The organism is Lentzea xinjiangensis (assembly GCF_900110955.1).
Lineage (GTDB): Bacteria > Actinomycetota > Actinomycetes > Mycobacteriales > Pseudonocardiaceae > Lentzea > Lentzea xinjiangensis.
In genome coordinates this window covers 65,844-89,236 of sequence record NZ_FOFR01000019.1, presented here as the reverse complement: position 1 = coordinate 89,236, position 23,393 = coordinate 65,844, and the positions used below count along the sequence as shown (strand labels likewise).

Annotated in this window: 24 protein-coding genes and 3 pseudogenes; 12 read left to right on the top strand and 15 right to left on the bottom strand. The window is 67.9% G+C overall.

The annotated features are described in order from the left end of the window. Positions 1-154: 154 nt before the first annotated feature. Both BMW88_RS31620 and BMW88_RS31615 read right to left on the bottom strand, forming a co-directional pair. Positions 155-574, bottom strand: a complete 420-nt coding sequence (locus BMW88_RS31620; protein WP_089957891.1) for a hypothetical protein — start codon at positions 572-574, stop codon at positions 155-157. 92 nt (positions 575-666) lie between these two features. Beyond that, entirely contained in the window at positions 667-870 is a 204-nt protein-coding gene (locus BMW88_RS31615) for a hypothetical protein (RefSeq protein ID WP_089957889.1), read from the bottom strand. A gap of 351 nt (positions 871-1,221) precedes the next feature. Here BMW88_RS31615 and BMW88_RS31605 point away from each other — a divergent pair, with 351 nt between their 5' ends. Next, on the top strand, positions 1,222-2,634 hold the full coding sequence (locus tag BMW88_RS31605; RefSeq protein WP_245778188.1) for a PP2C family protein-serine/threonine phosphatase: 1,413 nt from the start codon (positions 1,222-1,224) through the stop codon (positions 2,632-2,634). Further along, positions 2,631-2,960 (top strand): STAS domain-containing protein, encoded by a 330-nt coding sequence (locus BMW88_RS31600; RefSeq protein ID WP_089957883.1) that lies wholly within the window; start codon positions 2,631-2,633, stop codon positions 2,958-2,960. Before BMW88_RS31605 ends, BMW88_RS31600 begins: the two co-directional genes overlap by 4 nt. Positions 2,961-3,699: 739 nt before the next feature. Here BMW88_RS31600 and BMW88_RS31595 read toward each other — a convergent pair. After that, entirely contained in the window at positions 3,700-4,275 is a 576-nt protein-coding gene (locus tag BMW88_RS31595) for a radical SAM protein (RefSeq protein ID WP_245778187.1), read from the bottom strand. A 78-nt stretch (positions 4,276-4,353) separates the two neighbouring features. Then, the gene (locus tag BMW88_RS42360) at positions 4,354-4,527 is read right to left on the bottom strand and encodes a hypothetical protein (RefSeq protein ID WP_177221514.1); all 174 of its coding nucleotides are present in this window, start codon (positions 4,525-4,527) and stop codon (positions 4,354-4,356) included. Between the two features lie 99 nt (positions 4,528-4,626). On the opposite strand from BMW88_RS42360, the gene BMW88_RS31590 reads away from it, so the two are divergent. After that, complete coding sequence (locus BMW88_RS31590; protein WP_089957880.1) at positions 4,627-5,091, top strand: MerR family DNA-binding protein; 465 nt, start codon at positions 4,627-4,629, stop codon at positions 5,089-5,091. 57 nt (positions 5,092-5,148) lie between these two features. On the opposite strand, the gene BMW88_RS31585 is transcribed toward BMW88_RS31590, so the two are convergent. Together BMW88_RS31585 and BMW88_RS44130 are read right to left on the bottom strand one after the other, a co-directional pair. Further along, entirely contained in the window at positions 5,149-6,126 is a 978-nt protein-coding gene (locus tag BMW88_RS31585) for a cysteine hydrolase family protein (RefSeq protein WP_089957877.1), read from the bottom strand. Positions 6,127-6,708: 582 nt separating this feature from the next. Beyond that, entirely contained in the window at positions 6,709-7,407 is a 699-nt protein-coding gene (locus BMW88_RS44130) for a helix-turn-helix transcriptional regulator (RefSeq protein ID WP_177221513.1), read from the bottom strand. A gap of 112 nt (positions 7,408-7,519) precedes the next feature. Here BMW88_RS44130 and BMW88_RS31575 point away from each other — a divergent pair, with 112 nt between their 5' ends. The 3 genes and pseudogenes from BMW88_RS31575 to BMW88_RS43650 form a co-directional block, all read left to right on the top strand. Further along, positions 7,520-8,092 carry a DUF2231 domain-containing protein gene (locus BMW88_RS31575; RefSeq protein ID WP_089957871.1) on the top strand — a complete coding sequence of 191 codons (573 nt, stop codon included), beginning with the start codon at positions 7,520-7,522 and terminating at the stop codon, positions 8,090-8,092. A gap of 120 nt (positions 8,093-8,212) precedes the next feature. Continuing rightward, positions 8,213-8,650, top strand: a complete 438-nt coding sequence (locus BMW88_RS31570) for a DUF4383 domain-containing protein (protein ID WP_218148272.1) — start codon at positions 8,213-8,215, stop codon at positions 8,648-8,650. Positions 8,651-9,289: 639 nt separating this feature from the next. Beyond that, positions 9,290-9,919, top strand: a pseudogene (locus BMW88_RS43650) (sigma-70 family RNA polymerase sigma factor); the annotation flags it as partial. A 50-nt stretch (positions 9,920-9,969) separates the two neighbouring features. Here BMW88_RS43650 and BMW88_RS43645 read toward each other — a convergent pair. The 3 genes and pseudogenes from BMW88_RS43645 to BMW88_RS31555 form a co-directional block, all read right to left on the bottom strand. After that, the gene (locus BMW88_RS43645; protein WP_177221494.1) at positions 9,970-10,530 is read right to left on the bottom strand and encodes a hypothetical protein; all 561 of its coding nucleotides are present in this window, start codon (positions 10,528-10,530) and stop codon (positions 9,970-9,972) included. A gap of 383 nt (positions 10,531-10,913) precedes the next feature. Continuing rightward, positions 10,914-11,096, bottom strand: coding sequence for a hypothetical protein (locus BMW88_RS31560; RefSeq protein ID WP_143116363.1), 183 nt, complete (start codon positions 11,094-11,096; stop codon positions 10,914-10,916). 111 nt (positions 11,097-11,207) lie between these two features. Continuing rightward, positions 11,208-12,250, bottom strand: a pseudogene (locus BMW88_RS31555) (fatty acid desaturase family protein). A 909-nt stretch (positions 12,251-13,159) separates the two neighbouring features. Between BMW88_RS31555 and BMW88_RS42350 the strand changes: the two are divergent. Further along, complete coding sequence (locus BMW88_RS42350; RefSeq protein WP_089957863.1) at positions 13,160-13,690, top strand: hypothetical protein; 531 nt, start codon at positions 13,160-13,162, stop codon at positions 13,688-13,690. A 719-nt stretch (positions 13,691-14,409) separates the two neighbouring features. Here BMW88_RS42350 and BMW88_RS42345 read toward each other — a convergent pair. Both BMW88_RS42345 and BMW88_RS31545 read right to left on the bottom strand, forming a co-directional pair. Next, entirely contained in the window at positions 14,410-14,565 is a 156-nt protein-coding gene (locus BMW88_RS42345) for a hypothetical protein (protein ID WP_177221512.1), read from the bottom strand. Further along, positions 14,562-14,939, bottom strand: a complete 378-nt coding sequence (locus BMW88_RS31545; protein WP_143116360.1) for a Scr1 family TA system antitoxin-like transcriptional regulator — start codon at positions 14,937-14,939, stop codon at positions 14,562-14,564. Before BMW88_RS31545 ends, BMW88_RS42345 begins: the two co-directional genes overlap by 4 nt. Before the next feature lie 160 nt (positions 14,940-15,099). Between BMW88_RS31545 and BMW88_RS31540 the strand changes: the two genes are divergently transcribed. Beyond that, positions 15,100-15,366: a hypothetical protein gene (locus BMW88_RS31540; RefSeq protein WP_089957858.1), complete on the top strand. Its 267-nt coding sequence runs from the start codon at positions 15,100-15,102 to the stop codon at positions 15,364-15,366. Here BMW88_RS31540 and BMW88_RS31535 read toward each other — a convergent pair. Then, positions 15,363-15,752, bottom strand: coding sequence for an STAS domain-containing protein (locus tag BMW88_RS31535; protein ID WP_177221511.1), 390 nt, complete (start codon positions 15,750-15,752; stop codon positions 15,363-15,365). The two genes, BMW88_RS31540 and BMW88_RS31535, sit on opposite strands and share 4 nt — an antisense overlap. A gap of 559 nt (positions 15,753-16,311) precedes the next feature. On the opposite strand from BMW88_RS31535, the gene BMW88_RS31530 reads away from it, so the two are divergent. Further along, positions 16,312-17,259: an alpha/beta hydrolase gene (locus tag BMW88_RS31530; RefSeq protein ID WP_177221510.1), complete on the top strand. Its 948-nt coding sequence runs from the start codon at positions 16,312-16,314 to the stop codon at positions 17,257-17,259. A 43-nt stretch (positions 17,260-17,302) separates the two neighbouring features. Here BMW88_RS31530 and BMW88_RS31525 read toward each other — a convergent pair whose 3' ends face one another. Next, positions 17,303-18,154 (bottom strand): DUF4394 domain-containing protein, encoded by an 852-nt coding sequence (locus tag BMW88_RS31525; protein WP_089957849.1) that lies wholly within the window; start codon positions 18,152-18,154, stop codon positions 17,303-17,305. Between the two features lie 58 nt (positions 18,155-18,212). On the opposite strand from BMW88_RS31525, the gene BMW88_RS31520 reads away from it, so the two are divergent. Both BMW88_RS31520 and BMW88_RS31515 read left to right on the top strand, forming a co-directional pair. Continuing rightward, positions 18,213-18,821 carry a sigma-70 family RNA polymerase sigma factor gene (locus tag BMW88_RS31520; RefSeq protein ID WP_245778186.1) on the top strand — a complete coding sequence of 203 codons (609 nt, stop codon included), beginning with the start codon at positions 18,213-18,215 and terminating at the stop codon, positions 18,819-18,821. Next, entirely contained in the window at positions 18,818-19,450 is a 633-nt protein-coding gene (locus BMW88_RS31515) for an anti-sigma factor family protein (RefSeq protein WP_245778185.1), read from the top strand. The genes BMW88_RS31520 and BMW88_RS31515 overlap by 4 nt, the downstream gene beginning before the upstream one ends. A gap of 69 nt (positions 19,451-19,519) precedes the next feature. Here BMW88_RS31515 and BMW88_RS31510 read toward each other — a convergent pair whose 3' ends face one another. After that, positions 19,520-21,064, bottom strand: coding sequence for a serine-rich family protein (locus BMW88_RS31510; protein WP_177221509.1), 1,545 nt, complete (start codon positions 21,062-21,064; stop codon positions 19,520-19,522). 85 nt (positions 21,065-21,149) lie between these two features. After that, positions 21,150-21,986: a hypothetical protein gene (locus BMW88_RS41270; protein ID WP_143116359.1), complete on the bottom strand. Its 837-nt coding sequence runs from the start codon at positions 21,984-21,986 to the stop codon at positions 21,150-21,152. 448 nt (positions 21,987-22,434) lie between these two features. Between BMW88_RS41270 and BMW88_RS31500 the strand changes: the two are divergent. Further along, positions 22,435-23,213: pseudogene (locus BMW88_RS31500) on the top strand (isocitrate lyase/PEP mutase family protein). Positions 23,214-23,393 lie beyond the last annotated feature (180 nt).

The window sequence follows — 23,393 nt, the reverse complement described above, 5'->3', positions numbered from 1 at the left end:
TCAGCCCGGCGAGCCATCCGCAAGAGGACCACGAAGGGCGACAAGCGTCATTTCGCGCCGACCGACTCCCTCAACGAGGACAATCGCAACGAACCCCAGTTGGGCGCAAAAGGAAGGCGGGCAGGACGTGCCGTACTCCGGTCCCACAGGTCACTTATGCGGTCGGGTAAGCTCCAACGCGCCAACATGATGAACTGATCTCGCGAATGGAGTCGCTGATCGAGTCACGAGTCTCGGTGAGACTATTGGCGAAGTACACCAAGCTGCCCGTGTGATCAGACAGGTCCAGCAGCGGCGATAGGGCTGATCGCAGCTGCTCTGTGTAGTCAGGCAGGCAATGCACTGCGGTGCTGAGCATCCCGATGTAGTCGGTCGTCGAGATGAGTCGCGTAGACGAGGACGACAACGTGTCTGCGCTGTCCGGCAGGTGACTCAAGGAACGCGAGGTTTCCTGAAGCACGCCGGCCGTGGCCGGGAGATGCTCAAGCAGCTGTGCCGACTCGGCCAGCGAAGCAACCGCGTCGAGATCGATGTAGGGCCGGTCGAAGACCTCTTCTATCAGGGCTCGCAGCAAGCGAACGCTTTCCTGACCGAGATCCTCAACTCGCTCTATCGCCCCAAGTACCTCAGTCTTTGTCTGGATGACGACGTTCGTGACCGTGGCCTTCAGCGCGCTTCCAGGTTGCCTTCGTTGAGCACACCGTTGAGAGGACTGAGGTCGACTCCGAGTTCGCTCTCCCGCGCGGTCTTCCACTCGGTCAGCATCTCAACCGTGTACTCGTCGCGGGTCTCCTCACCGTCAACGACCTCGTGGTGGTAGCCGCACAGAAGTATCAAGTTCGAGAAGTCCCGGCGTTTCTCCTCGGTCATCGACTTGTCGGCCCGCGGGTCGCCGTCAAACGCTCACTGATCGCCTATGACCACTGAAGATCCAGGAATCAATCATCTAGGCGTCGCGGGCTGCGGCGAGGTGGCGGTGCAGCACGGCCCGCCGATGGGCAGGGGCGGATGACCCGGCATGGCGTCTGCGGCACGGTTGGTGCAGGTAAGGACCGTTAGCCGGGATCGGCCCGGCCGGTACGGTCGTCCTGCGCGCGGAAACGAACCGGCGCTGGCAGGTAACCGGACAGTGTGCGACGCTCGCGGCGAAGCCGAGGAAGCTCGCGAGGGGTGGGGTTCGAGGTGGGGATCGCTCGGCACGAGGGGTCGTGGACCTCGAGCGTGGTGGCGGGCCAGCGGGACGCCTCGCCGCTTGCGGCGGAAGCCGCACAGGTGGAAGCCGCGCGGATGGAAGCCACGCGGATGGAGGCGGTGCGCCGATACGACATCCTCGACACCCCGCCGGACGGCGCGTTCGACCGGGTCGCGCGGTTGGCGGCCCGCTGGTTCGACGTGCCGATCGCGTCGGTGACGATCGTCGATGAGGACCGGATCTGGTTCAAGTCCGCCCACGGCCTGGACGGCGTCACCCAGATCGGGCGCGACCCCGGGCTGTGCGGGTCGGCGATCCTGGACGATGACACCTATGTCGTCACCGACGCGGTCAACGATCCGCGCGCGTGCGACAACCCGCTGGTGGCCAGTGAACTCGGGGTCCGGTTCTACGCCGCCGCGCCGATCGCCACCGCCGACGGGCACCGGCTGGGCACCGTGAACGTGATCGACACCAAACCGCGCGGGATCGATGAGGCAGGCATGGCCACACTGCGGGATCTGGCCGCGGTAGTGATGGACGAGCTGGAGCTGCGGCTGTCGGCGCTGCACCGGCTGCGACTGGAACGCGAACTGCGCGAGCAGGCCGAACGCGACCGTGCCGAGATCGAATCCTTCGCCACCACCCTGCAACGCAGCCTCGTCCCGCCCGCCCTGCCCCGTATCCCCGGCCTGGAACTGGCCGCGCACTACCGCACCGCCTCCGCCCGCTTGGTCGGCGGCGACTTCTACGACGTGTTCCCACTGGCCGGCGGCCGATGGGCCGTGGTGCTGGGGGACGTCTGCGGCAAGGGCGCCGCGGCGGCGTCGCTGACCTCGTTCATCCGCTACACCCTCCGATCGCTGGCCACCCACCACGACGACCCCGTCGCGGTGCTGTCGGAGCTCAACGCCGCGATGATCGCCGAACAGAGTCTCGACACCCTTCCAAAGTTCTGCACCGCCGCGTTCGCCGTGCTTTCCCCGAACCCCGACGACGGCGATCCGACGGAGTTCGAGGTGGTCGTGGCCGCCGGCGGGCACCCGCCGCCCTATCTGCTGCCAGCAGCCGGCGGCGCGCAGGCGCTGGCGACTCCGCACGGGATGCTGATCGGCATGCTGCCCGACGCGCGGTTCATCACCTGCACCGCACGGCTGCGTCCTGGCGACGCGCTGGTGTTCTACACCGACGGACTTACCGAAGCCCGTACCCACACCGGCGAGGAGTTCGGCGAGCAGCCACTGGAGGAATTCCTGGCCACCCACACTGGATGCCGCGCCGCCGAGCTGACCGGACACCTGGTCACGCTGCTGGACCGGTTCGACCCGCGCCGCGCCGACGATGTCGCCCTGCTCACCCTGAGCATGCCGCCGACCTCGGCACACGACGGCGTCACGCGGACAGAGACCACCGCCACCACCGAAGTCGGGGACCACGGATGATTCCCGAGCCCGCGGTCACGGTCTCCCTCACCACCGCCACCGAAGACCGGGTCGTCATCGGCGTCGGTGGCGAGATCGATCACGCCACCGCCCACCGGATGCACGACGACGTGCTTGCCCTGACCAGCGGCGGCACGATCCACCTGCAGCTGGACTTCTCCGGCGTCGGGTTCTGCGACTCCTCCGGGATGAGCGCCCTGCTGGGGATCTGGAGACACCTGCACGCCCACGGCGGCACCCTGGCCATCAGCGCCGTCCCCGCCAAGATCGCCAAAGCGCTGCGCATCGGCGGCCTGGACCAAATCATCACCGTCCACCTCGCCTGACACCACCACACTCCGAGCCGACCCCGGCCACCGCCCCAAGGCCGGTACGCCCAATGCCTGGGCGGCGGCAGGAGTGGCCCGACGCGTGACGTCCCACTCGGCGGTGCCGCGCCGAATTGCGCCGCCGCGGCCGAACCGATGCACGGCCCCAAGGCCCAAGGATCCACCGTCCTCGTGGCGCTCAATGGCATGCGATTGCTACGCGGACGGGCTTGGAGGGCCTGACGCGGCTGCGTCGCAGAAGTGGTCACGGCCGCGCGGCCGGCAGCCGAGCCATGATCCGCGCCAGCGCCAGCAACACCCGCATGATCAGGAAACCTCGACTTCACCGTCATCCCGACGTACTCCACGGTCGAGGCCGAGGTCACTCGACTGGGCCAGCGGATCCGCGCGCTGAACAACCACGAAACAGGCCGATCTCGGTCAACGAGTCACCGAGATGTGCAGGATTGAGGTTGCCCAGAAACCGGGCAGCGGGATTACTCCGTGCCATCCTTCACCTCCTTCTATCGCGAAGTTGCACGCAGCGGATCACTTACTCACCGGGATCGCAGGCCACATGGCCAGCGTTACTCGCGGCAGGAGGGCGGCCTCAGCCAGCTCTGCCCTCGCCTGGCAACAACCGAGCGCCAACAATGGTGTTGACTCTCTTGCGGAGATCAACGCTTTGGACAAACGACGCTTGCTCCCAGCCCTAAGGGAGTCATCGGACCTTTACGGCCCTGCAGGGGTCTGTTCCCTAAATTGACCAGCGCGACTTCTGGTGCTGCGTGTGGTCAATTTTGGGGAACAGACCCCTGCGCGCGTCGACGAAGTCGAGGATGTGCTTGTGGATGGTGGGCTCGCCGCCGGAGAACATCACCACCTCCGGCTCGCCCTCGGACTCGACGAACACGTCGAGCATCCGTTCGCACTGCTCGAGGGTGATGGAGTAGCCGTCGGGCTGGTGGCCGGAGTCGGCGAAGCAGATCGGGCAGTCCAGGTTGCAGTTGGTGTTGACCTCGATGATTCCCAGGCAGGCGTGCTGTTTGTGCTCCGGGCACAGCCCGCAGTCCGACGGGCACCCGTCCTTGACCACCGTCTGGAAGGTCAGCGGAATCGTGCCCGGCTTGTTGAACCGCGCCGACGCCAGGTAGGCCTGTGCGTCGCCGTAGACCAGCGCCTCGAACCGCCCGTGCTCGCGGCAGCGTTTACGCAGGTATACCTTGTCGTCGCGGACGTTGACCTGAGCATCGACCACGACCTTGCACACCGGGCAGATGCTCTTCGTGTACTCGATGAACACCTCGTCGCGATCCCGCTTTGCCGATGTCATGCGCCGCACCCGCTTCCGGTCGTGGTCCACCCGTGAGCACCAGCCCACCAGGGATCACGACCGGGCGCAGCGCGAGTGTCAGCCCGCGGACACTGCTCCAGCCGCTGCGCTGATCTTGGTCATGGTCCGGCCGCAGCAGCACGTCGGGTTCTGTTGCCCGGCGCAGTCGGCCGGGGCGCCCTTGGTCACGGTGACCTCGCATCCGCACGCCTCGTCCGGGCAGCGGTAGACCTCGCCTTCCCGCAAGGGCATCACGCACCTCCATCACTTGCCATCCGATGTGGACAAGACCGACCCCAGAACCGTGCCCCAGCGGAACGATCATCACTGGTCCGCAGGAGGTGAGGATGCATGCCGACGGACACCTTGACGATCGGCAGGCTGGCCGCCTCGGCCGGGGTGAGCCGCAAGGCCATCCGGGTCTGGGTGCAACGGGGCCTGCTCACCGTGTGTGGCCACACGAGCACCGGCTACCAGTTGTTCACGCCCGAAACGGTCCGGTTCGCGGTGTTCATCCGCCGCGCACGGGCACTCGGTATGTCACTGGCCCAGATCCAGGACGTCCTGGTAACCGAGCAGCACGACCACGCCGCGCCGTGCGCTGGGGTGCGGGGACTGCTCCGTACCCGGATCGCCGAGATCGACGCGGCCGTGGAGGACCTGCTGGCCCTGCGGACAGCCTTGGAAGCCGCCTGTGCCGTGAGGCCGGGTCCGAACAGCGACGCGGCGGTGTGCCCGATCATCGAGGGATCAGCGCCGGCACCGCGCCACGAGACTGCGGGGAATCTCGATGAGCAGATCCGGACAATCACCTGAAGCTGAGGGCAGCGGGATGCGGCCACGGTGGGATTGCGCCGGTCCGAGTCGTCTGTCTCAGCCGCCGGTCGGTGCGTGGCTGCGGTAGAGCGCTGCGATCTCGGCGGCCGGTGTGCCGAGCTTGGCGGCGGCGGTCTGTGCCGTGGGGCGCTCGTCCCAGGGCAGCTTGGAGACCACGAGCTTGGGGATGTTGATGAAGGTGCTGGTTCCGCTGCGGTGCGTGACGGCGTCCAGCGGCACGAACAGGTGCTTGTCGAAGATGGCTCCCCGTTGCACGACCAGGTACCCCGGCACGTCCTCGGTCGCCGCGACGACGTCCTCCACGGTGCCGACCTCGCCGCGGTCCGAGCCGTACACGGTGTCGCCGGGCTGCACACCCCGCTCGGTGGGGGTGATCCCGGGCGCGATCGAGCCGAGGAATTCGTTGACTTCGAGCACCGCGTTGGCGATGAGCGGGAAGTTCAGGTGGATCGACGCCTCGTAGGCGGGCAGGCTCTCCGCGCCGATCGCGTCGGAGAGGAAGGTGACGTCGTAGCCCAGCTCGGTGGCGTGGCGGCCGGTGGACTCCACGCACAGGTTCGCGGTCATCCCCGCGATGACGAGGTGTGTCGTGCCCAGCCGGTCGAGGTGTTCTCGCAGGTCGGTCTGCAGGACGTCGGTGCCCTTGTGCGGCGCGAGGATGATGTCGCCCGGTTGCGGCTGGATGTCGGGGTGGAAGTCGGCGCCGAAGGACCCGGCGAGGAACATCCTGTTCTCGAACATCAGCCGGTTGATACCGCTGCGGCGCTGCAACTCCTCGTTGGCGTAGTCCTCGGCTGTGTAGGCCATGGGCCCGAACAGCACCGGCACGCCCGCCTCACGGGCGCCTCGGGCCAGCCGCGCGAGTTGGGCGACGACGTCGTTCTTCTTCACCGTCGACTTCGTCATCTCCCACGCGGCGCCGTCCTCGTGCAGGAAGTCGTTGACGGGATCGATCACCAGAACCGCCGTGCGCCTCGGATCGAACGATGTGGCGGGCTTGCTGTGGGTGGACATGAACTTCTCTCCTGTCTGCGGCCCGGTGGGGGTACCGGCACGGCCGCCGGGGACCCCCGGTCCCATCGGTCACAGACTTCCCCGCCGCACACCCGCCAACCCGGCAACTGTCACGCGGCGGACAATCTCCGCCGAGCCTTCAAGACTTCCACTCCCGTCGCCAACACCGGCGGAACCGCACGTGCAGCGAAGCTTGGCTGCGGCGAGCCGGGTGCGGGTCCCGTCGGTGAACAGGGTCGGCGCCCACACAGGGCCAGGCCGTGGCACCGGGCGCACCAACCGGTCGCGGGCACGCCACGCCGTCGCGTCGGCCCCGAGGTTCCGGTGGTAACCGGAAAATGCGGACGTGCCCGAATCGGGTCGACGGGGTGCGGTGTGGCCGACCGAGTTCGTGACGACCGCGGGTCAGGCGGTGTGCGGCGTGGCGGGTGAAGGCGGCGGTGAGCGTGCCGGGGTGTCGTCATCCGCGTCCTGGCAGCGCTGACCGCTACGGCGCGGCGCCTCCACCGGCGGGGTTAGGGACACTATCACCGGGAGATCGCGCTCGTGGCGTCGTGGTCTGTCATGTCGGGTGGTCTGTGCTCATGCCGCTGGTTCGAGCACGATGCAGCAATTGACCGGGCAGGGGCGCAGCCGGGGGGTCACCGCTTCGTTCATCGCGAGCCCGTCGAGGTAGCCGGCGCTGAGGGCGGCGTTGATCGAGCAGACGAGTTCGGTGTCGGTGACGCGCAGTCGCTGGAACGGGCAGTTGGTGAGGATGAGCGCGTCCCCGTCGCGGCGCGGCTGGTAGCCAATCCGGGACAGCAGCCGCGTGAGCGCCTCCCACGGCCGCGCGTCCTCCGCGGTCCCGCTGTGGTCCTCGCCGGCCGGCTCCAGCCCTTGGGCCAGCTCGACGCCCCGGGCCCGCGCGGCCCGCACGGCCGCCGCGTGGATCGGCTCTCCGGGTGCCTGCTCGCGGGTGGCACGCAGGAGGACTTGGGCGAGCAGCTCGTAGCGCCGCGGCGGCACCGTCGCGATCACCTCGCGGTCGGTGGCCGCGTACCGCTGCGGCGGGCGTCCCCGCGCGCCGGGCGCGGCCTCGGGGCGCACCGCGTGCACCAACCCGGCCCGCTGCAGTTTGTCGAGGTGGAACGCGACCAGTGTCCGCCCCAGTCCGAGCGCCTCGCACACCTCTTGCCGGGTCTGCGGCTGCGTCGCCGCGGCCAGCTGGGCGTAGATGCGCGCGCGCTGCGGCTCGGCGAGCACACCCAGCGCGCTGAAGTCGTCCGCTCCTGGCTCCATGTCACCACGGTAGGTCGCACGTCGCGTTCTAACAACCAGTGTTGACAAAAAGACGGTTCCGGCATTAGACAATGTGCGTTGTCGGAAATCACTGGTGCCTGTGGAGGACGCGATGCGCTTGTTCTCGTTCCGCCCCGCCTTCACCCTCCGCGGTCGCAAGGCCCACGGGCTGCGCGGTCTGGCCGGCAAGCCCCTGCACCCGCCGCTGACCGACATCCCCGTGGGCGCCTACGTGCTGGCCGCCGCGTTCGACGTCATCTCGGTGCTCACCGGCGGGGAACTGGCCGCTGACCTGTACCGGGCCGGTACGTTCGCCCTGATCGGCGGCGGCGCGGTCTCCCTGCTCGCCGCCGCGACCGGCGTCGCCGACTGGTTGGGCTCGACCCCGCGCCGCACCCAGGCGTGGCGCACCGTCAACGCCCACGCGCTGGTGATGACCATCGTCACCCTCGTCGTCCTGGCGACCATCGCCCTGCGTCTGACCGTCTACGCCGACGCGACCGCCACCCCCGCACCGGTGCTCGTGCTGTCCCTGGTCGCGGCCGGGCTCACCGGCATCGGTGCGGCCATCGGCGGATCGCTGGTCTACGACCACGGGTTCAACGTCGAGACCGCCACCGATTCCCCGGTGTGGCACGAGTCCGAGACCGACCTGTTCCCGGCGGACAAGAAGGACGCCGGCTGAGGCCGGCCCCGTTCCGCTCCTCGTGGACGGGCGACGACTGCGCCCTCAGCACCGCCGCACCAACTCTTCCACCACAGCTCCCGACCGTGAGTCACCGCGTCACCCCTACCAGGAGAGATGATGAAGAACCGCCACCCCGTCCAGACCGCCGCACTGCTCACCGGCGCGGTATTCGCCCTCGTCGGTGTGCTCGGGTTCGTCCCCGGCATCACCACCCAGTTCGGTGAGCTCGCCTTCGCCGGGCACCAGTCCGAGGCCCACCTACTGGGTCTGTTCCAGATCAGCGTCCTGCACAACATCGTGCACCTGCTCTTCGGCGTGGCCGGCGTCCTCGCCGCACGCACCGTCGACGCCGCGCGGTGGTTCCTGATCGGCGGCGGCGCGATCTACCTCGCTCTGACCGTCTACGGGCTCGTCATCGGCCACGACAGCCCGGCGAACTTCGTCCCGCTCAACCCCGCCGACAACGTGCTGCACCTCGTGCTCGGCCTCGGGATGCTCGCCGTCGGGCTCGTGCTGGGCAAGGCCGCGAACGCGCGGGCGACCTCACACCACTGACCCGGCGCGCCCGGCATCCACAGGCGACAGGCACACCACCCCGCGGAGCCGGTCCTCCACCGGCCCCGCACGCGACCGCAGACATGAACCCCGGCCTTCTTGGCCGGTGACGCGGGGTGCGCCCGCCGGGTCCGCCTCCGCGGGCTGGACCGGCGGGTGGCCGGCGATCGTCGCCAGGGTCGACACGCACCCGCGGCAACCGGGCCGTCGGAATCGACCACGACGGCCGCGACGGCGGCCGTCACCGCCGGGCACAGCACCGGTGTGACCATCGCGCTCCACCGGACCGGTGAGGCGGTGCCGCGCCGGAGTGCCGCCGACAGGACTGTTCCCTGGACCGGTCCGGCCGGGAGGTCATCCGCGGTTTCGAAGCGCCTCGTGGCGGACGCGGGCGATCAGGTCGAGCCGACGAGGTCGGGCGAGGCGATGATGCCGTCGGAGTCTTCGGTGCCGAGCTCTTGGCGACCGAGACGGTCGTGCCGAACCAGCGGCGGCCTGGACGGACCGGTGCGGTCGGCATCGTCGCGGTGGCAGGGTTGAGCGGGGATAGGACGGCAGCCGAGCATCGACGTCCTCGAAGACATCGATGCTCTTCGCCCACGTCCCCTCCTCCGGCGGCATCCCCGCCGACCGCCCAGCATGGTGACTGACGGTAGGCCGATGGTCGCGATCGGTCCCCGTACAAGTGGCAGAGGGGCAGACGGTGCGAAAGGATTACCCGGTGTGGATGCAGCGCGGGATCTGTCGGATCCGTCCACCACGCAGGAGCAGTTGCTGCTCGCGGTGGGCGCCGGTGACCGGAATAGTTTCGCCGCGCTCTACCAGCGGTTGGCGCCGTCGGTGCTGGGGCTGGCCCACGCGGTGGTGCGTGATCACGCCCAGGCCGAGGAGGTCGCCCAGGAGGTGTTCCTGGAACTGTGGCGCACCGCACCGCGCTACCGGGCCGACCATGGCACGGCGACCACCTGGGCGATGACGCTGACCCGGCGGCGTGCGGTCGACCGGGTCCGCAGCGCCCAGCGCAGCGCCGAGCGGGATTACGTCGTGGCCGCCTGGGACTACACCGGCCCGTTCGACCAGGCGGCCGAGTCGGTGATCGACAACACCGAACGCCGCCGCGTCCACGAGTGCGTCCGGGCACTGAGCCGCTGCCACCGCGAGGCGCTCCTGCTGACCTACTACGGCGGCCTGACCTACCGGGAGGCCGCGCACACCCTGGACGTGCCGCTGGGCACCGTCAATAGCCGGGTACACGCCGCACTGGAACAACTGCGCACCCTGCTGCGGTGGCCCCACCGGCGTCCTCCGGCGCGTGCCGGTCACCCGCGGTCTGAGGCCAGGGACGCGACCGCCGGCGGGAGGCCGTCGGGCTGCGCGACGGGTTCGCCCCGCACGAGCGGGCCGGGCGCGCCGTGCGGGTCACTGGCGGGGTTGAAGGGCCTTGCGGTGGGCATGGAGATCAGGTCGAGCTGGTCCGGTGTGAGGGACGCGGTGACGCCGTCCTCGTTCTCGGTGCCCAGCAGGGCGATCGTGCCGAACCAGCGCCGCGCCGGGTGCCCGAGCGCGGTCAGCATCGTCCAAGCGACCGGGTTGGGCGGGTACAGGTCGGACAGCAGCGCGGCGGCGTCCTCGGAGACGTCGACCACCTTCGCCCACATCCCCTCCACCAACGCCACGCCGTTGACCAGGCCCCGGTGCGGATCCACCGCGGCGGCGACCGCCGCCCACAGCTCCGGCTGGAAGTTCCCGCCCCACCCGTCGTCCACCACCCGGCCGGACACCCTGCGCCGCACCAGCTTTCCGGTCGGCTCCACCAGCACGAAAAGCACCCCACCGGGATCGGACGACACCGTGGGGACGGGGTCCGGGTGGTCAGTCACCGACGGCGCCCCAGGTCGAACGCCAGCCTGGGGACACAGCCGGAATGACGATCTGCGATCGAGCACACACATCGTCCCGATAACGGCCGCTACGGTCGAACGCGCGGGTAGCTACGGTCTTCAGTCGCCTCCAGCACTACAAGCAGCTTTTGCACCCCAGTCATCCTGACTTCGGAGAAATCCGAGAAGCGGTTGTCACACCTATGGGTGAACTTGCCCGGCCAAGTCGTATCGCTTCCGTGACGGCCGACGACACGAGACGGCTGTCCGGCCGATTGCCGGCTCCCGTTGCCGACGGCGAGCGCGCGCGTCGTACCGGCGGCAAGTGGCGCGGCGGTCGACGACGGGCCGAACAACGGACGCCCGGTCCTCGATGTGTGGGCTCACGAGCCGTGCTGGTCCTGGAACAGGGTGGCAGCAGCCCAGGTCCGGGCCGATGCCGCGACGACGCCACCGCACTCCCGGATCACCACGAGCCCGTCGACAGCCACTCCGACCGCGATCGCGACCAGCCCGCGAATCGCCTCAGCGGCCTGACCGAAGCCCAGGCACTCGACCAAGGCCACGTCTGCGAGTGCCGGGCGCTGCCGCTGGAGCATGTGCCCCGCGCCGTGTGCAGTTCCCGGATGCGAAGTTTCCCTGCACCGAGCAAGGCGACACGCCGCGGCGGCAGCGCTCTACGCGGTCCGGCGGCGGCGCAGGGGTGCCCCGGCGTCGTGGAGATGGCGCAGGACCTGGGCGTAGGAGGAGCGCAGGCTCGCCTTGCTGTACGGAATGGTGTGCCGTGCGCAGAAGGCTTGACGATGGGCTGGGCGCGGCGCAGGTTGGGCCGCGGCATGTGCGGGAACAGGTGGTGCTCGATCTGGTGGTTCAGGCCGCCCAGCAGCGCGTCGACCCACCGGCCGCCGGTGACGTTGCGGGAGGTCAGCACCTGTTTGCGCAGGTGGTCCAGGCGTTGCCCCTGGGCGATGATGGGCATGCCCTTGTGGTTCGGGGCGAAGGAGCAGCCCAGGTAGACGCCCATCAAGCCCTGGTGCACCGCGATGAACACGACCGCTTTGAGCGGGGACAGCACCCAGAACACCGCAGTCAGGTACGCGGCCGCCGGGAGGAGTTGCAGCGCGGCTTCCCGCCAGGGGCGCTTGAGCTCGCCGCGCAGGAGGGCCTGCAGGCCGGACAGGCGCAGCACGACGGCCTCGGCGAGCAGCAGCGGGAAGAACAGGAAGGCCTGGTACTTGGTGATCCACCGGTACAGGCCCCGCTTGTCGCCGGCCTGCTCGCGACTGAAGGCGATCGCGTGGATCTCGATGTCCGGATCCTCGTCCTCGTGGTTGGGGTTGGCGTGGTGGCGGTTGTGCTTGCCCACCCACCACTGGTAGCTGATCCCGGTGACGGCGCCGTGCAGGTGCCCCACCAGGTCGTTGCGGCGGCGACCGCGGAAGATCTGCCGATGCCCGGCGTCGTGGCCGATAAACGCGAACTGGGTGAACACCAGCGCCAGGAACACCGCGGTCAGCACCTGCCACCACGAGTCACCCACCAGCACGAACACCGAGCCGCCCGCCGCGAGCAACAGGACGTTGACCGCCATCCTCAGGGCGTAGTAGCCCCGCCGCCTGTCCAACAGGCCGGCGTCCTTGAGTTCCTGCGTCAAGCGCGCGAAATCGCTGCCGCGCCGGGTAGCAGGATCTCGTGTCGCGGAGGTGAGGCCTGTGGTCATGTGAGCCTGCCTTCCAGACGAGTAGACCCTCCGGTAGTGGGTTCTCCCGTGCGGATCACTCAAAACTCCCGCCGCACCGGTCTCCGGCGACCACCGACTCGCCCACGCCCGGATGCGGCGCGGACACCGACACGACCGTCCTGCGCGAACGTGGCCACGGTCGTTCCGGAAGGGCGCCATGGCTGCGGCTGTCGGCGATGCACCGGCTGCGCCACCAACCCGCCACTGTCTCGCCGTCATCCCGGAGCATGCACGTCATTCGATCCACGACTACACGATGTGGCCACATCCGGGTCCAGCGTGAGTCCCACCGGGCCGTACTGGATGCTTCGGACCTGTTCAGCAGGTCAGGGTCATCGTCCGGTCCAAAGGACACCAGGTCCGGAGGCGCGTGCCGGATCGGGTGAGGTCGGCAAACGCCTGCTTCGAAGAACCCGGATAACCAAGACTGCGCTCCTGCCGTTCCGGATCGCTCGGTGCGCAATAGCCGACTGGTCGGCAAGTCCCGCGCGTCGAGGCTGGTCAGCCAGCAACGACGGGCTTCGGACTCACGCTGTCGACAGATCACCCGATGAGGTGAAGTAGGTGCGTCGTCCCGTCGTGGCGTCGGGATCATCAGGTTACTGCGTGGTGAGGGCAATCCGCATGGGAGTGGACGCCGAATGCCACCTGCAAGGGCAGATCGTTTCGACCCCTTCAGGAAGGAACGAACGATGACAGCGTTCACAACCAAGGCTGCTCGTGCGGCGGTTCCGGTGCTCACGCTCGGACTCGCGCTCGCGATGCCCGCAGTGGCTTCGGCACACGAGGGTGACCACGGCAGCGATGGCGGGCGTGACGGTGGCACCACGGTGGCCAAGGTGCAGCTTCGGCAGCTCAATCACAGCGGCGCTTTCGGGCAGGGAGCTCTTGTCCTGCGCGGCAACCAGGTCGACATCGCCTTCCGGGTGCGCGGCGTGCTCGCCGACGCCCCGCACGCACAGCACATCCACATCGGCACAGGGCCGATGCCCCACCCAGCGCGCCGACACCAGCGGTGACGGCATCGTCAACACCACCGAAGGCCACCCGTTCTACGGCCACATCGGGACCTCGCTGACCACCAACGGTGACACCAGCCCCGCCAGCGGCCTGGCCGTCGACCGCTTCCCGACCCCGGACGGCAACTCCTACAAGTACCGGCGCAGCATCACGGTGACCCCCGACGTCGCGAACAACATCCGCAACGGCAAGGCAGTGCTGGTCGTACACGGCATCGACCCCAACCGCAGCGGCGTCTACGACGGCAGCGCACCCAGCGATCTGGACCCGTCCCTGCCCCTGGAGGCCACCTCGCCGGCCGCCTGCGGCCCGTTCCGCACCTGGCAGGGCGGTGACCTCGGCCTGGGCCTCGGCCTGGACCTGGGCATCGACCTCGGTTTGGGACTCGGCCGCCGCTGACCCCCCGAGCCTCCCACACATGTGGGAGCGCGTCCTCTTACCCCTTAGCCGCGCTCCCGCGCCCAACCCGTCCCGGGCGCCCTCCATCGGCGCCCGGGACGGCCGCGTCGGTGACCGGACCGCTGCACACCGGGTCCGACTTCCCGGCTCACCGGCATCACTCGCCACCCATCGCTCACGACCGGATGGATAGTCCGGGAGGCATGGCTACGGTTGGTGGCTACGACGAGCAACAGCAGGACCGTGCACAGCAGGATCATGTCGGAACATCGACCAGTTCTGAGAGCGATCCGTCAGGAAGCGTCCTGAGCTCTCACGGCGGAAGCCGCCCATCCGCTGGAACGGTGCGACGCCTGTGGCCTGGGTGCCGTTATGCGCGATGCCGGTGACTCGGTTGGCACCGGAGAACACAGCCCCCATAAGGGAATCGACAGCCATCACAAGATCATGATCGCGAGCAACTACTCCACATCACCACCGACTACGAGCCAGAGCCGTTCGTTTGGCAGACTCGCTGTTGGGCATCGTTACCGACTCCTTCGCGGTTGGTGATGAGTAAGTACCGGTGAGCGATCGCCGCCAAAGCGGCAGTCGGCCAGCCTTTCACTACCTGCCTATTTGGCATGTGTGATCGAATGTTCACGACACGTCCAGATTTGTTCTGCCCCAAGCGGGCGGCGGCCCGCGTGTCGGCACGCCGCGCCTGAATAGGATGATCGTTAGCCGAGGTTGCGGTGGTCTCTGGCGATCTGGTCCAGCAAGTCCTTCAGTATCTCGCCGCGCACCGCGAGCCGTTCCAGTCGTGCGAACATCGCGAGGTATTCACTTACATCGTGCGGGTCGATGATGGTGGCATTACCGGTCAGGACGCTCAACGTGACGACACGTTCGTCATATACGTGGAAACCGCTGGGGCGACCGTGACCATGTTCACCGACCACGGCACTACGCCGAGCAGCACGCTCGGTCGTCGTGACATCTCGACCAGATGGTCGAGCTGCCCGCACATCAGTTCTGCAGGCCCCATCCGCCAGCGCAATACGGCCTCGGTGAGCACGAACACGAAGCGCTTGCCGAGGTCGTCCATGTGGCTGCGGCGAACCTGCAGCGCGTTGATCACAGCTTCCTGCTCCCGCGCCGGCGTGTTTCCATGGACCGCGAGCCGGTAGGCCTCGGTCTGCAGCAAGGTGGGCACGCGTGTGTGTTGAAAGAACCGACTGGTCATCGCGCTGCCCTCGATGCGGGCCACGGCCTCCTGGTGCCGATGGGCACCCCCGGTGCGGCACCCCACCATGTACCCGGTAATGCGTCGCATACGCCGGCAGTATCAACGGAGCACGCAGGTCGTTGTTAGCCCGTTCCAGCGATACGATTCGGATTTTGTCGAACTGTGAGGCACGCTGAACCGCGTGGAGCAAGATCCGTCCTGCGACCTGTGCGGCGACACAGGCACGATGACCTGGCAACAACCGGTGACCGGTCCTGACGACGCGCTGACCTTGACCGAGATGAACCACCCGTGCGTCAACGGGTGCTCAGGCTGGTTCAAGCTACCCGCTGCCGAACGCGGCACCGTCGTCGATCCGGACGAGGAGACTGAGGCGGGCAACGTGGCCGTCGCGAACCAGGAGCACCGCACCGACTGGTCCAGGCTTGCGCCACCGCAGGATCACTAAACGGACTGCTGACCCGACTCCCGCCCCTCTTGGATCAACTTCAAGGCATCGTCCACCGACTGACATACCGGCAGCACTTGGCCCAGAGCGCTGGCCATCATGGGCCGTACCGCCGCAGGCTGCACGGCAACGACGGCAAATCCCACTCCCTCGCGCTGTGCCCGCCCGTACAGCTCCAGCAGCATCGACAACGCCGACGAGCCCATGAAATCCACGGCCAACTCCACCACCAAGCCGCCCGGATGACTGCCCAAGTGATCGAACAGGGCAGTTCCGATCGCATCAACGGTGACCATGTCCAGTTCGCCGCTGATCACCGCGACAAGCACGCCGTCGCGGTCGCTGGTCTGAACGCTGGCCGTCGACGCCGTCTCGCTCGCAGTCACTGAACACCTCACTGAGAAATCCGCACCCGTCCCTGTCACCGATCTTACGAAGGGCCACGCCGCGCGGCATGATCAGGACGAACACGAAGCACGGCAAGCGCGATCGCCAAGGCAACTGCTGGACACAAGCGGCGTAAGACGTCTCGCGGGCCGCCTGACAGGCGACCCTGCCATCTGGGGCGGGCCAGTTGTCCCGCCCCAGATGGCCGTCACGAATGCGACGACAACTCGAAACGCGACTCGACTACTAGATTGTCGATACGAAACCGCAGGTCAGCACTGCTCCCATCCTTTGGTACTCCCGCCCAAAGTCCGGCCCTCCGCACAACGATCTCGCGCAGGGTGGTGCCCTCCCCGAGGTCCGGCCAGGGCGGCGGCACGTACCGAGATCACCTACCGCTAGGAGGGAATGCCGCCGCCGCTGGCCTCCAACGGCTCACGGAGCCAGCATCGGCGCGCCACACCCACCGGGTTCAGTCGTGTCTGCTGTCATCCGAATCAGCCCGCGACCGCTCTGACGCTGAGCCTGGCCCCTCCCCTGGCCCTTCTCGCTACAGCGATGGCGGTCGTGGCCGTGTTCAACGGATATCTCGTCTTCGCGGTCATTGCGGCGGTCACCGCAGGCGCACAGGTCTGCGTGGCTGGAGCGCAGTGGGGACAAGCACTAGCGATGGGTGCGCGCCCGTCGTTGTTCGCCGCACTCTTCGACCTCACCGGGTTCCTTCGCGCGCGTGCGCCGGAAACGCACGAGCTCGTCTCACGGGACGGCGCACGTCTTCCGCTTGGCGTCTGGCATCCCGCCGATCGCACGGAGACAGGGCCCGCGGTCGTGCTCGTGCATGGCGGAGGTTGGGCGGGCGGGAACTGGCGGCAGTTGCGCGCGTACGCGAACTGGTTGGCGGACAACGGTTATCGCGCGGTCTGCATCAGTTACCGGCTGGGTCCCCCGGCACGCTGGGACGTCGCTCCCTTCGACGTGATCGACGCGGTGCGCTGGGTGGAAACGCACGCCGACGAACTCGGTGTCGATCCGGATCGGATCGCGTTGTTCGGTTCGTCCGCGGGCGGACACCTGGCGTTGCTCGCCGCGAGTCTCGGTGAACAACCGCGGCCCCGCGCGGTCGTGTCGGTGTACGGGCCGGTAGATCTGCTGTCGCTCTACGACGCCTTGCGCCGCAAGCGCATCAGCCGGGCCGGTCGGGAGGTGTCTCCGCTGGTGGATTTCCTCGGCGGTACACCGCACGAGGTGGCGGAGCGCTGGGAGTGGAGTTCGCCCATCGCCCATGTCGAGTCCGCGCCCGCGCACGTCTGTGTCGTCACCGGGGCACGCGACCAGTGGGTTCCACTGGAGACGATCACTCCGTACATGGTGGCGCCGGAACTCCCGACGCTCGTCGCTCTCAAGCGCGCCGACCACTGCTTCGACCTGATCTGGCGCTCGATCTCCGCCCAGACCGCGCGCTTCGTCGTGCTGGAGTTCCTGCGTCAGGCCTTCGCGAGCCGATGAACTCCACGAACAGCGTCGTGGCGCTGTTCCTGGAGTTCGACAGCTACTTCGCGAACGCGACGCCGACGACCTCGCCGCCCGCGAGTCCGACGACCGAGGCTCGGCCGGTCTCCAGGTTGATCTTCACCAGCAGCGACCCGCCCAGCAACGACAGGCTCGGCCGCACGGCGGCGAGTGCGTGGTGTCGGCCGTTGACGGTGGCGATGTCGAAGCCGTTGGCCTTGTCGACGTCGACACCGAGCTTGCCAACGGTGAACAGCTGACCGGTGTTCGGCGAGACGACCGGGGTGACACCAGCCCCGGTGCCCTGGGTAACGAGCGTGTCCTTGCGGCTGTCAAGGTCGTAGAGAGTGGTGGACGTCGCGCCGACGACGCTGTTCGTATAGCCGGCGGCAGACACCTTGGGCGTGGAGCTTGCATCGCGGTCGCCCGGCGCGTAGGCGAGCAGGCCGTCCGTGGCGGCGAGTGCGCCCGTGTCGGGGACCAGACGCAGGTTCTGGCCGGTCGAGGTGACCAGACGGATGCGGTCCACGGCCGGGTTGAAGTCGAAGCCGACCGCCGTACCGTTGAGCGTGATCGGGACACCGACGGCGGTGGCGCGGCCGGTGCGGATGTCGAGGGTGTAGAGCTGGCCGGAGCGCCCGATCGCGTAGAGCACGCCGGTGGCAGGCCGCACGTCGATGCCGACGAGCCGCTCGTGGGCCTTCAGGCCGGTGACGCGGACGCGGTGCTGGGCGAACAGCGGGGACGCCCAGGTCCGGGTGCTGAGCACGCCGTCGTCGGTGAGCAGGTGGACGCGGAGCCGGTCGCTGGACGCCGAGGCCGGCGCCGCGCCGAGGACACCGGCGAGCAGTGCTGCCGCTGCGGCGATGGCGGTCGTGCGAGCGATGCGCATGGTTTCTCCCAGGGCTGTGAACGCGGAACACGGGTGCATACGGCAACGTCCATGGCCGATGTTGAAGCGCCAACAAAACAAATTCAGACCCATCCGACCCCTCCTCGGCGCCGAACTGGCTTTCAGGAGCGACGACGGGGAGCTCATGGCGATCACTGGCAAGCGGGGGGATCTGGACCTCCGGGAGGTCTACGCCGCGCACGGCCCGGAGATCTATCGCTTCGCGCTCCGGCAGCTCGGGGACGGTCAGGCAGCGGAGGAAGCCGTGCAGGAGGTGTTCCTGAGAGCCTGGCGGTCCGCCGAACGGTTCGATCCGAGCCGGGCGAGCCTGCGCGTGTGGCTGTTCGCGATCGCCCGCAACGTCGTCATCGACGAAGCGCGGGCGCGGGCCCGGCACAACCGGCGACTCCACGCGGTGGCAGCAAACCCGCCCACGAACATCTCCGACTTCGCCGACGCGGTGCTCGATCAGCGCCTAGTGGAGGAAGCGCTGCTGAGGATCAGCGACAACCACCGCGTGGCGCTCGTGGAGACCTATCTACGCGGCCGGTCCTACCGGGACGTCGCCGCCGAGGTGGGCGTGTCGCAGGTGACGCTGCGCAGCCGGGTCTTCTTCGGCTTGAAGGCGCTGCGGCTGGCAATGGAGGAGATGGGGGTGCGGCTGTGAACGACTTCGTGCACCGGAGGCGAACCGAACTGCTTGGCGCCTACGTCCTGAACCACCTTGAGGGGTCTGAGCTCGCGGCGGTGCTGGACCATCTCGACGACTGCGCGGAATGTCAGGGCGAGGTCGCCAAGCTCGCTCCTGTGGCACGCGCGCTGGCCGGCGTGAACGCCGACAACGTCACCGTGCCCGCGCATCTAGAAGAGCTGGTCGTGCGGCGGATCGATGCCAGGCGCGGACGGCGGACGCGTACGACGTTTCTGCTCACCGCCGCTGCCGCGGTGGTGATCGCGGGCGCGGCCTGGTGGTACCTGCGCCCTGCCGCACCACTCGAACCGGTCGCGCTCGTCCAGCAGGCTCCGGGAGTGACCGCGGAGGCGTCCATCGTCCCGCACATCTGGGGAGTGGAGATCAAACTCGACGGACAGGGATTCGCCTCCGGGCAGACCTACCAGGTCTCCGTCACCGGCAACGACGGCGCCGAAGTCTCCGCAGGCTCGTTCATCGGCACCGGCGCAAACCTCATGCACTGCAACCTGAACAGCTCAGTGCTGCGCTCGGACGCGTCCGGCTTCGTCGTGCGCGACGCCACCGGCATGATCACGCTGGCCTCGACGTTCTCGCGGCGCTGACGTTTCCAGCTCGCATGTGAAAGGCGGGGCCGGTTTCCACCGGCCCCGCCCTTTGTGATCACCTCGTGGTCACGCCTTCACGGAGTGCTTCCCGTGCGTCCAGGACTTGGCGTTGCCGCCGTCGCCCGCCGGACCGGAGTGGCCACTGACCGTGTTGCTGTGGTTGGAGGCGTCGCCGGTCGAACCAGTGGCGCCGGTGTCACCGGAGTTGCCCGAGGTGACCTCAGTCCAGGACTTGGTGCCGTGGTTCTTCCAGCTGTTGTGCTTCCAGCTGTCGTGCTTCCAGCTGTTCTTCCAGCCGTCGTGCTTCCAGCCGTGGTTGTTCCAGCTGTTCTTCTTGTTCTCGGACTTCACCACTGCCGTGTTGCCGCCGGTGTCGCCCGAGTTCCCGGAGTTGCCCGAGTTGCCGGTCGTGGCGTTGTTCGAGCTGGTGGCATTGCCGCCGTTGCCCGAGTTACCGCCGTTGCCCGCGGTGGCGTCCGTGGAGCCGGAGTTGTTGTTGCGGTGGCTCCACTTGCCGTGGTTCCAGGACTTGCCCTGCTCGGTCACGGCCCAGGCGTTGCCGCCGTCGCCGGCCGGGCCGGAGTTGCCGCCCACGGTGTTGCTGTGGTTGGACGCGTCACCGGTCGAACCCGTCGCGCCGGTGTCACCCGAGTCACCCGAGGTGACGGTGGTCCAGGACTTGGTGCTGTTCCAGGACTTGCCGTGGCCCTTGTCCGAGCCGATCGAGCGGACAACGGCCTTGTTGCCGCCGGTGTCGCCCGAGTTCCCGGAGTTGCCCGAACTGCCGGTCCTGGCGTTGTTCGAGCTGGAGGCGTTGCCGCCCTTGCCCGAGTTACCGCCGTTGCCCGCGGTCGCCTCAGCCGAACCAGACCTGCCGTGGTTGTTCCACTTCTGGTTCTTGCTCACGACCGCCGCGTCACCGCCGTCACCGGCGGGACCCGAGTTTCCGCCCACGGTGTTGCTGTGGTTGGAGGCGTCACCGGTCGAACCCGTCGCACCGGTGTTGCCCGAGTCGCCTGAGGTGACGTGGGTGTTGCACTCGGCTAGCACGCACAGGCCGTAGGCGCTATTGCCGCCGGTGGCACCCGAGTTGCCCGAGTTACCGGAGTTGCCGGACTTGGCGTTGTTCGAGCTGGTGGCGTTGCCGCCGTCGCCCGAGTTACCGCCGTTGCCCGCGGTCGCGTTCGTGTTCTGCGAACGACCAGCCGCGGTGGCGTCGCCACCGTTGCCTGCCGCACCGGACTTGCCGCCCACCGTGTTGCTGTGGTTGGAGGCGTCGCCGGTCGAACCCGTCGCGCCCGTGTTCCCGGAGTTGCCCGAGCTCACCTGGGTGTTGCACTTGGCGAGCACGCAGACGCCGTAGGCGCTGTTGCCACCGGTGGCGCCGGAGTTCCCGGAGTTGCCCGAGTTGCCGGTCGTGGCGTTGTTCGAGCTAGTGGCGTTGCCGCCCTTGCCCGAGTTACCGCCGTTGCCCGCGTTACCGCCGTTGCCACCGTTCACGACCGAGTGCACGACATCGCCGACGCCGCCGAGCAGGCCGTTGCCGCCCGTGTCAGCGCTTGCGATTGCCGAGCCGGCCAGGAGGAAGCCTCCCGAGAACACTGCGGCCATCAGACCGCGTCGCACAGAGCTGTGCATTGTCGAACCTTCCTGTCAAACAAGCTTGGTGATCTGTCGGCTTGGTTGTCAGGACTGATCAACTGGGATGACTTCGGCCGTAGTAGTAGCACCACGACCCGTAGACCTGGTGATCTGCACTCACCACAAGCGATCCGTTGTCCGGACGAACTCCTGAACCCGCGGGGAGATCCGAGACAGCGGGACTCGTCGATCCACTCGACGACACCGATCCCATCGTGCCGGGCAAAGCGAACGGCACGTCAGGTGACGGTGGAAGCGGCGCCTCGGCCGGTGGCACCACATCAGATGCGGAGATCTGTTGCTGCTGATCGAACATCGCCACCGCGACTCGGTCTGGCAGCGCCACAGCGTAGGCATCCGGCGCGATGACCGGCGTCCACGGCGCCTCAGGAACCGCAGGCACGCCAACGGGAACCTCGAGCACAGGAGCCGGCTGCGGAACATCCGCCGGAGCGGATCGCTGTGTCACCAACGGTTCCGCAATCCGCGGCACCACCGGCACGTCCTGCACCGTGCCCACCACAGGGGCGAGCAGCGGCGCCGTGACGGGCTGAAGTGAATCCAGCACCGGGTTCAAGGGCCGCACCACGGTGTCAACGACCGGTGCGAGCGGTGCCAGCAGCGGTTCGGTCACCGGCGCGGCGGCCTTCAAAACCGGCTTGAGCACCGGATCGGTCACCGCCGCAACACCTCTCGTCACCGGCGCCACCTGCTGTGCCACCGGTGCCACCACGTCGGTCACCGGGGAGATGAGCGCGCCAACCCCACCCAGCAAGCCGGGCGAGTCGCCCTCATCAGCGCTCGCGACTCCCGCCGAGAGCAGACCGAAACCGATGAGAAAGCCGGCTATACCCAGTGTGCGCCTTAGCGTTGTAGAGCACGTCGTCTTCATGTAATCACCCCCTTCCGACGAATCAGCACCCGTACATGCTCTTATTCGGAGCCACTCCCGCGCCGGTTCACTCGAAAGTGGAAGTTTTCTGTTGTCGCAGATCAGCGAGGTGAAAAAGTTCGAAACATGTATTTTTGACTACTTTGCGACACGTCATCTACCCGACCGCGTCAACGCACAGTGATCACAAATCCAGGCGCGAACGCGTTCCGAATCATCGTTGTCAAATTCGCGTTAAGGCGCTCGTAGGTGAGTCCTTTGACTCCGATCAGCTCTCCTCGCTGGCCATCGGCGACGGGCAGTACTGGCCATGAGCGGTCTCGTTATGCCAAACGCGATGTGGACCACACAGGCGATCCGGTGAAGTCCACCAACGCCACCGCAGCCGCAACGCCGCCCTGGTCGCTCAAGCCGACGCGTCCGGCCAAGTGACTGTAGAAAGGCTGACATGACCTCAACGGCAGACAAGGCCACGCGCCTTCAGGCCCTGCACGCGGCACCGGAGCTGTTGCTCGTCGTCAACGTTTGGGATGCGATCACCGCGAAAGTGATCGCCGAGGCGCCCGGCACTCAGGCGCTGGCCACGCCGAGCCATGGCATCGCGGCGTCCGCGGCTATCCGGATGGCGAGAAGATCCCTCGTGACGAGATGATCGCCGAGATCGCGCTGATCGTGCGCGTAGCCGGTGACCTGCCGGTCAGTGCCGATCTGGAAGCCGGCTACGACGACCCGGGCGGCACCATCGCGAGGGCCATCGACGTCGGTGCGGTGGGCGCCAACCTCGAAGACCAGATGAAGCCGCTCGACGAGTCGGTGCGGGCTGTCGAGGCCGCGGTCGCCGCCGCACAGGCCGCCGGGGTCGACTTCGTGCTCAACGCCCGCACCGATGCATTTGTCAAAGCAGGTGACCGCGACCCCGAGGACGTGTTGACGGACGCGATCGCCCGTGGCCGCGCCTACCTCGACGCGGGGGCCTCGAACGTCTTCGTCCCTGGCAAGCTCGACACCACACAGGTCGAGCGGCTGGTCGAAGGGCTGGGCGAACGCAAGGTCAACCTGATCGGCATCCCCGGCTCGATCCCCCTGGCCACAGCACAAAAGCTCGGCATCTCGCGCGTGTCCTACGGGCCGTGGAGCCAGAACGTCGCACTCACCGCCTTGGCCAAGCTCGCCGAGGACGTCTACTCGGGCGGCGGCCTACCCTCCGACACCCGCAAACTGAACTGACAGAACCGATACAGCGACCGGAGCCCGTCGTGTGTCACACCAATTGGGTGAGCCGCTCTCAAAGCCGCGCGCGGGCCGCAGAAGTGATAGGCGAATTGCTGATCAGTGCTGCGGCCCTGCGCTCATGTGAACCTACCTACGAAGACAGTCCTATCGGGACAATGAGGCTCGCCATGAACA

Excerpts from the sequence above, each read along its gene's own strand:
- BMW88_RS31600 (WP_089957883.1), top strand. The coding sequence starts at position 2,631 with ATGATTCCCGAGCCCGCGGTCACGGTCTCCCTCACCACCGCCACCGAA.
- BMW88_RS31520 (WP_245778186.1), top strand. The coding sequence starts at position 18,213 with ATGTTGAAGCGCCAACAAAACAAATTCAGACCCATCCGACCCCTCCTC.
- BMW88_RS31575 (WP_089957871.1), top strand. The coding sequence starts at position 7,520 with ATGCGCTTGTTCTCGTTCCGCCCCGCCTTCACCCTCCGCGGTCGCAAG.
- BMW88_RS31615 (WP_089957889.1), bottom strand. The coding sequence starts at position 870 with ATGACCGAGGAGAAACGCCGGGACTTCTCGAACTTGATACTTCTGTGC.
- BMW88_RS31595 (WP_245778187.1), bottom strand. The coding sequence starts at position 4,275 with ATGACATCGGCAAAGCGGGATCGCGACGAGGTGTTCATCGAGTACACG.
- BMW88_RS31585 (WP_089957877.1), bottom strand. The coding sequence starts at position 6,126 with ATGTCCACCCACAGCAAGCCCGCCACATCGTTCGATCCGAGGCGCACG.
- BMW88_RS31525 (WP_089957849.1), bottom strand. The coding sequence starts at position 18,154 with ATGCGCATCGCTCGCACGACCGCCATCGCCGCAGCGGCAGCACTGCTC.
- BMW88_RS42360 (WP_177221514.1), bottom strand. The coding sequence starts at position 4,527 with ATGCCCTTGCGGGAAGGCGAGGTCTACCGCTGCCCGGACGAGGCGTGC.
- BMW88_RS31510 (WP_177221509.1), bottom strand. The coding sequence starts at position 21,064 with ATGGCCGCAGTGTTCTCGGGAGGCTTCCTCCTGGCCGGCTCGGCAATC.
- BMW88_RS31590 (WP_089957880.1), top strand. The coding sequence starts at position 4,627 with ATGCCGACGGACACCTTGACGATCGGCAGGCTGGCCGCCTCGGCCGGG.
- BMW88_RS31530 (WP_177221510.1), top strand. The coding sequence starts at position 16,312 with ATGGCGGTCGTGGCCGTGTTCAACGGATATCTCGTCTTCGCGGTCATT.
- BMW88_RS31570 (WP_218148272.1), top strand. The coding sequence starts at position 8,213 with ATGAAGAACCGCCACCCCGTCCAGACCGCCGCACTGCTCACCGGCGCG.
- BMW88_RS41270 (WP_143116359.1), bottom strand. The coding sequence starts at position 21,986 with ATGAAGACGACGTGCTCTACAACGCTAAGGCGCACACTGGGTATAGCC.
- BMW88_RS44130 (WP_177221513.1), bottom strand. The coding sequence starts at position 7,407 with ATGGAGCCAGGAGCGGACGACTTCAGCGCGCTGGGTGTGCTCGCCGAG.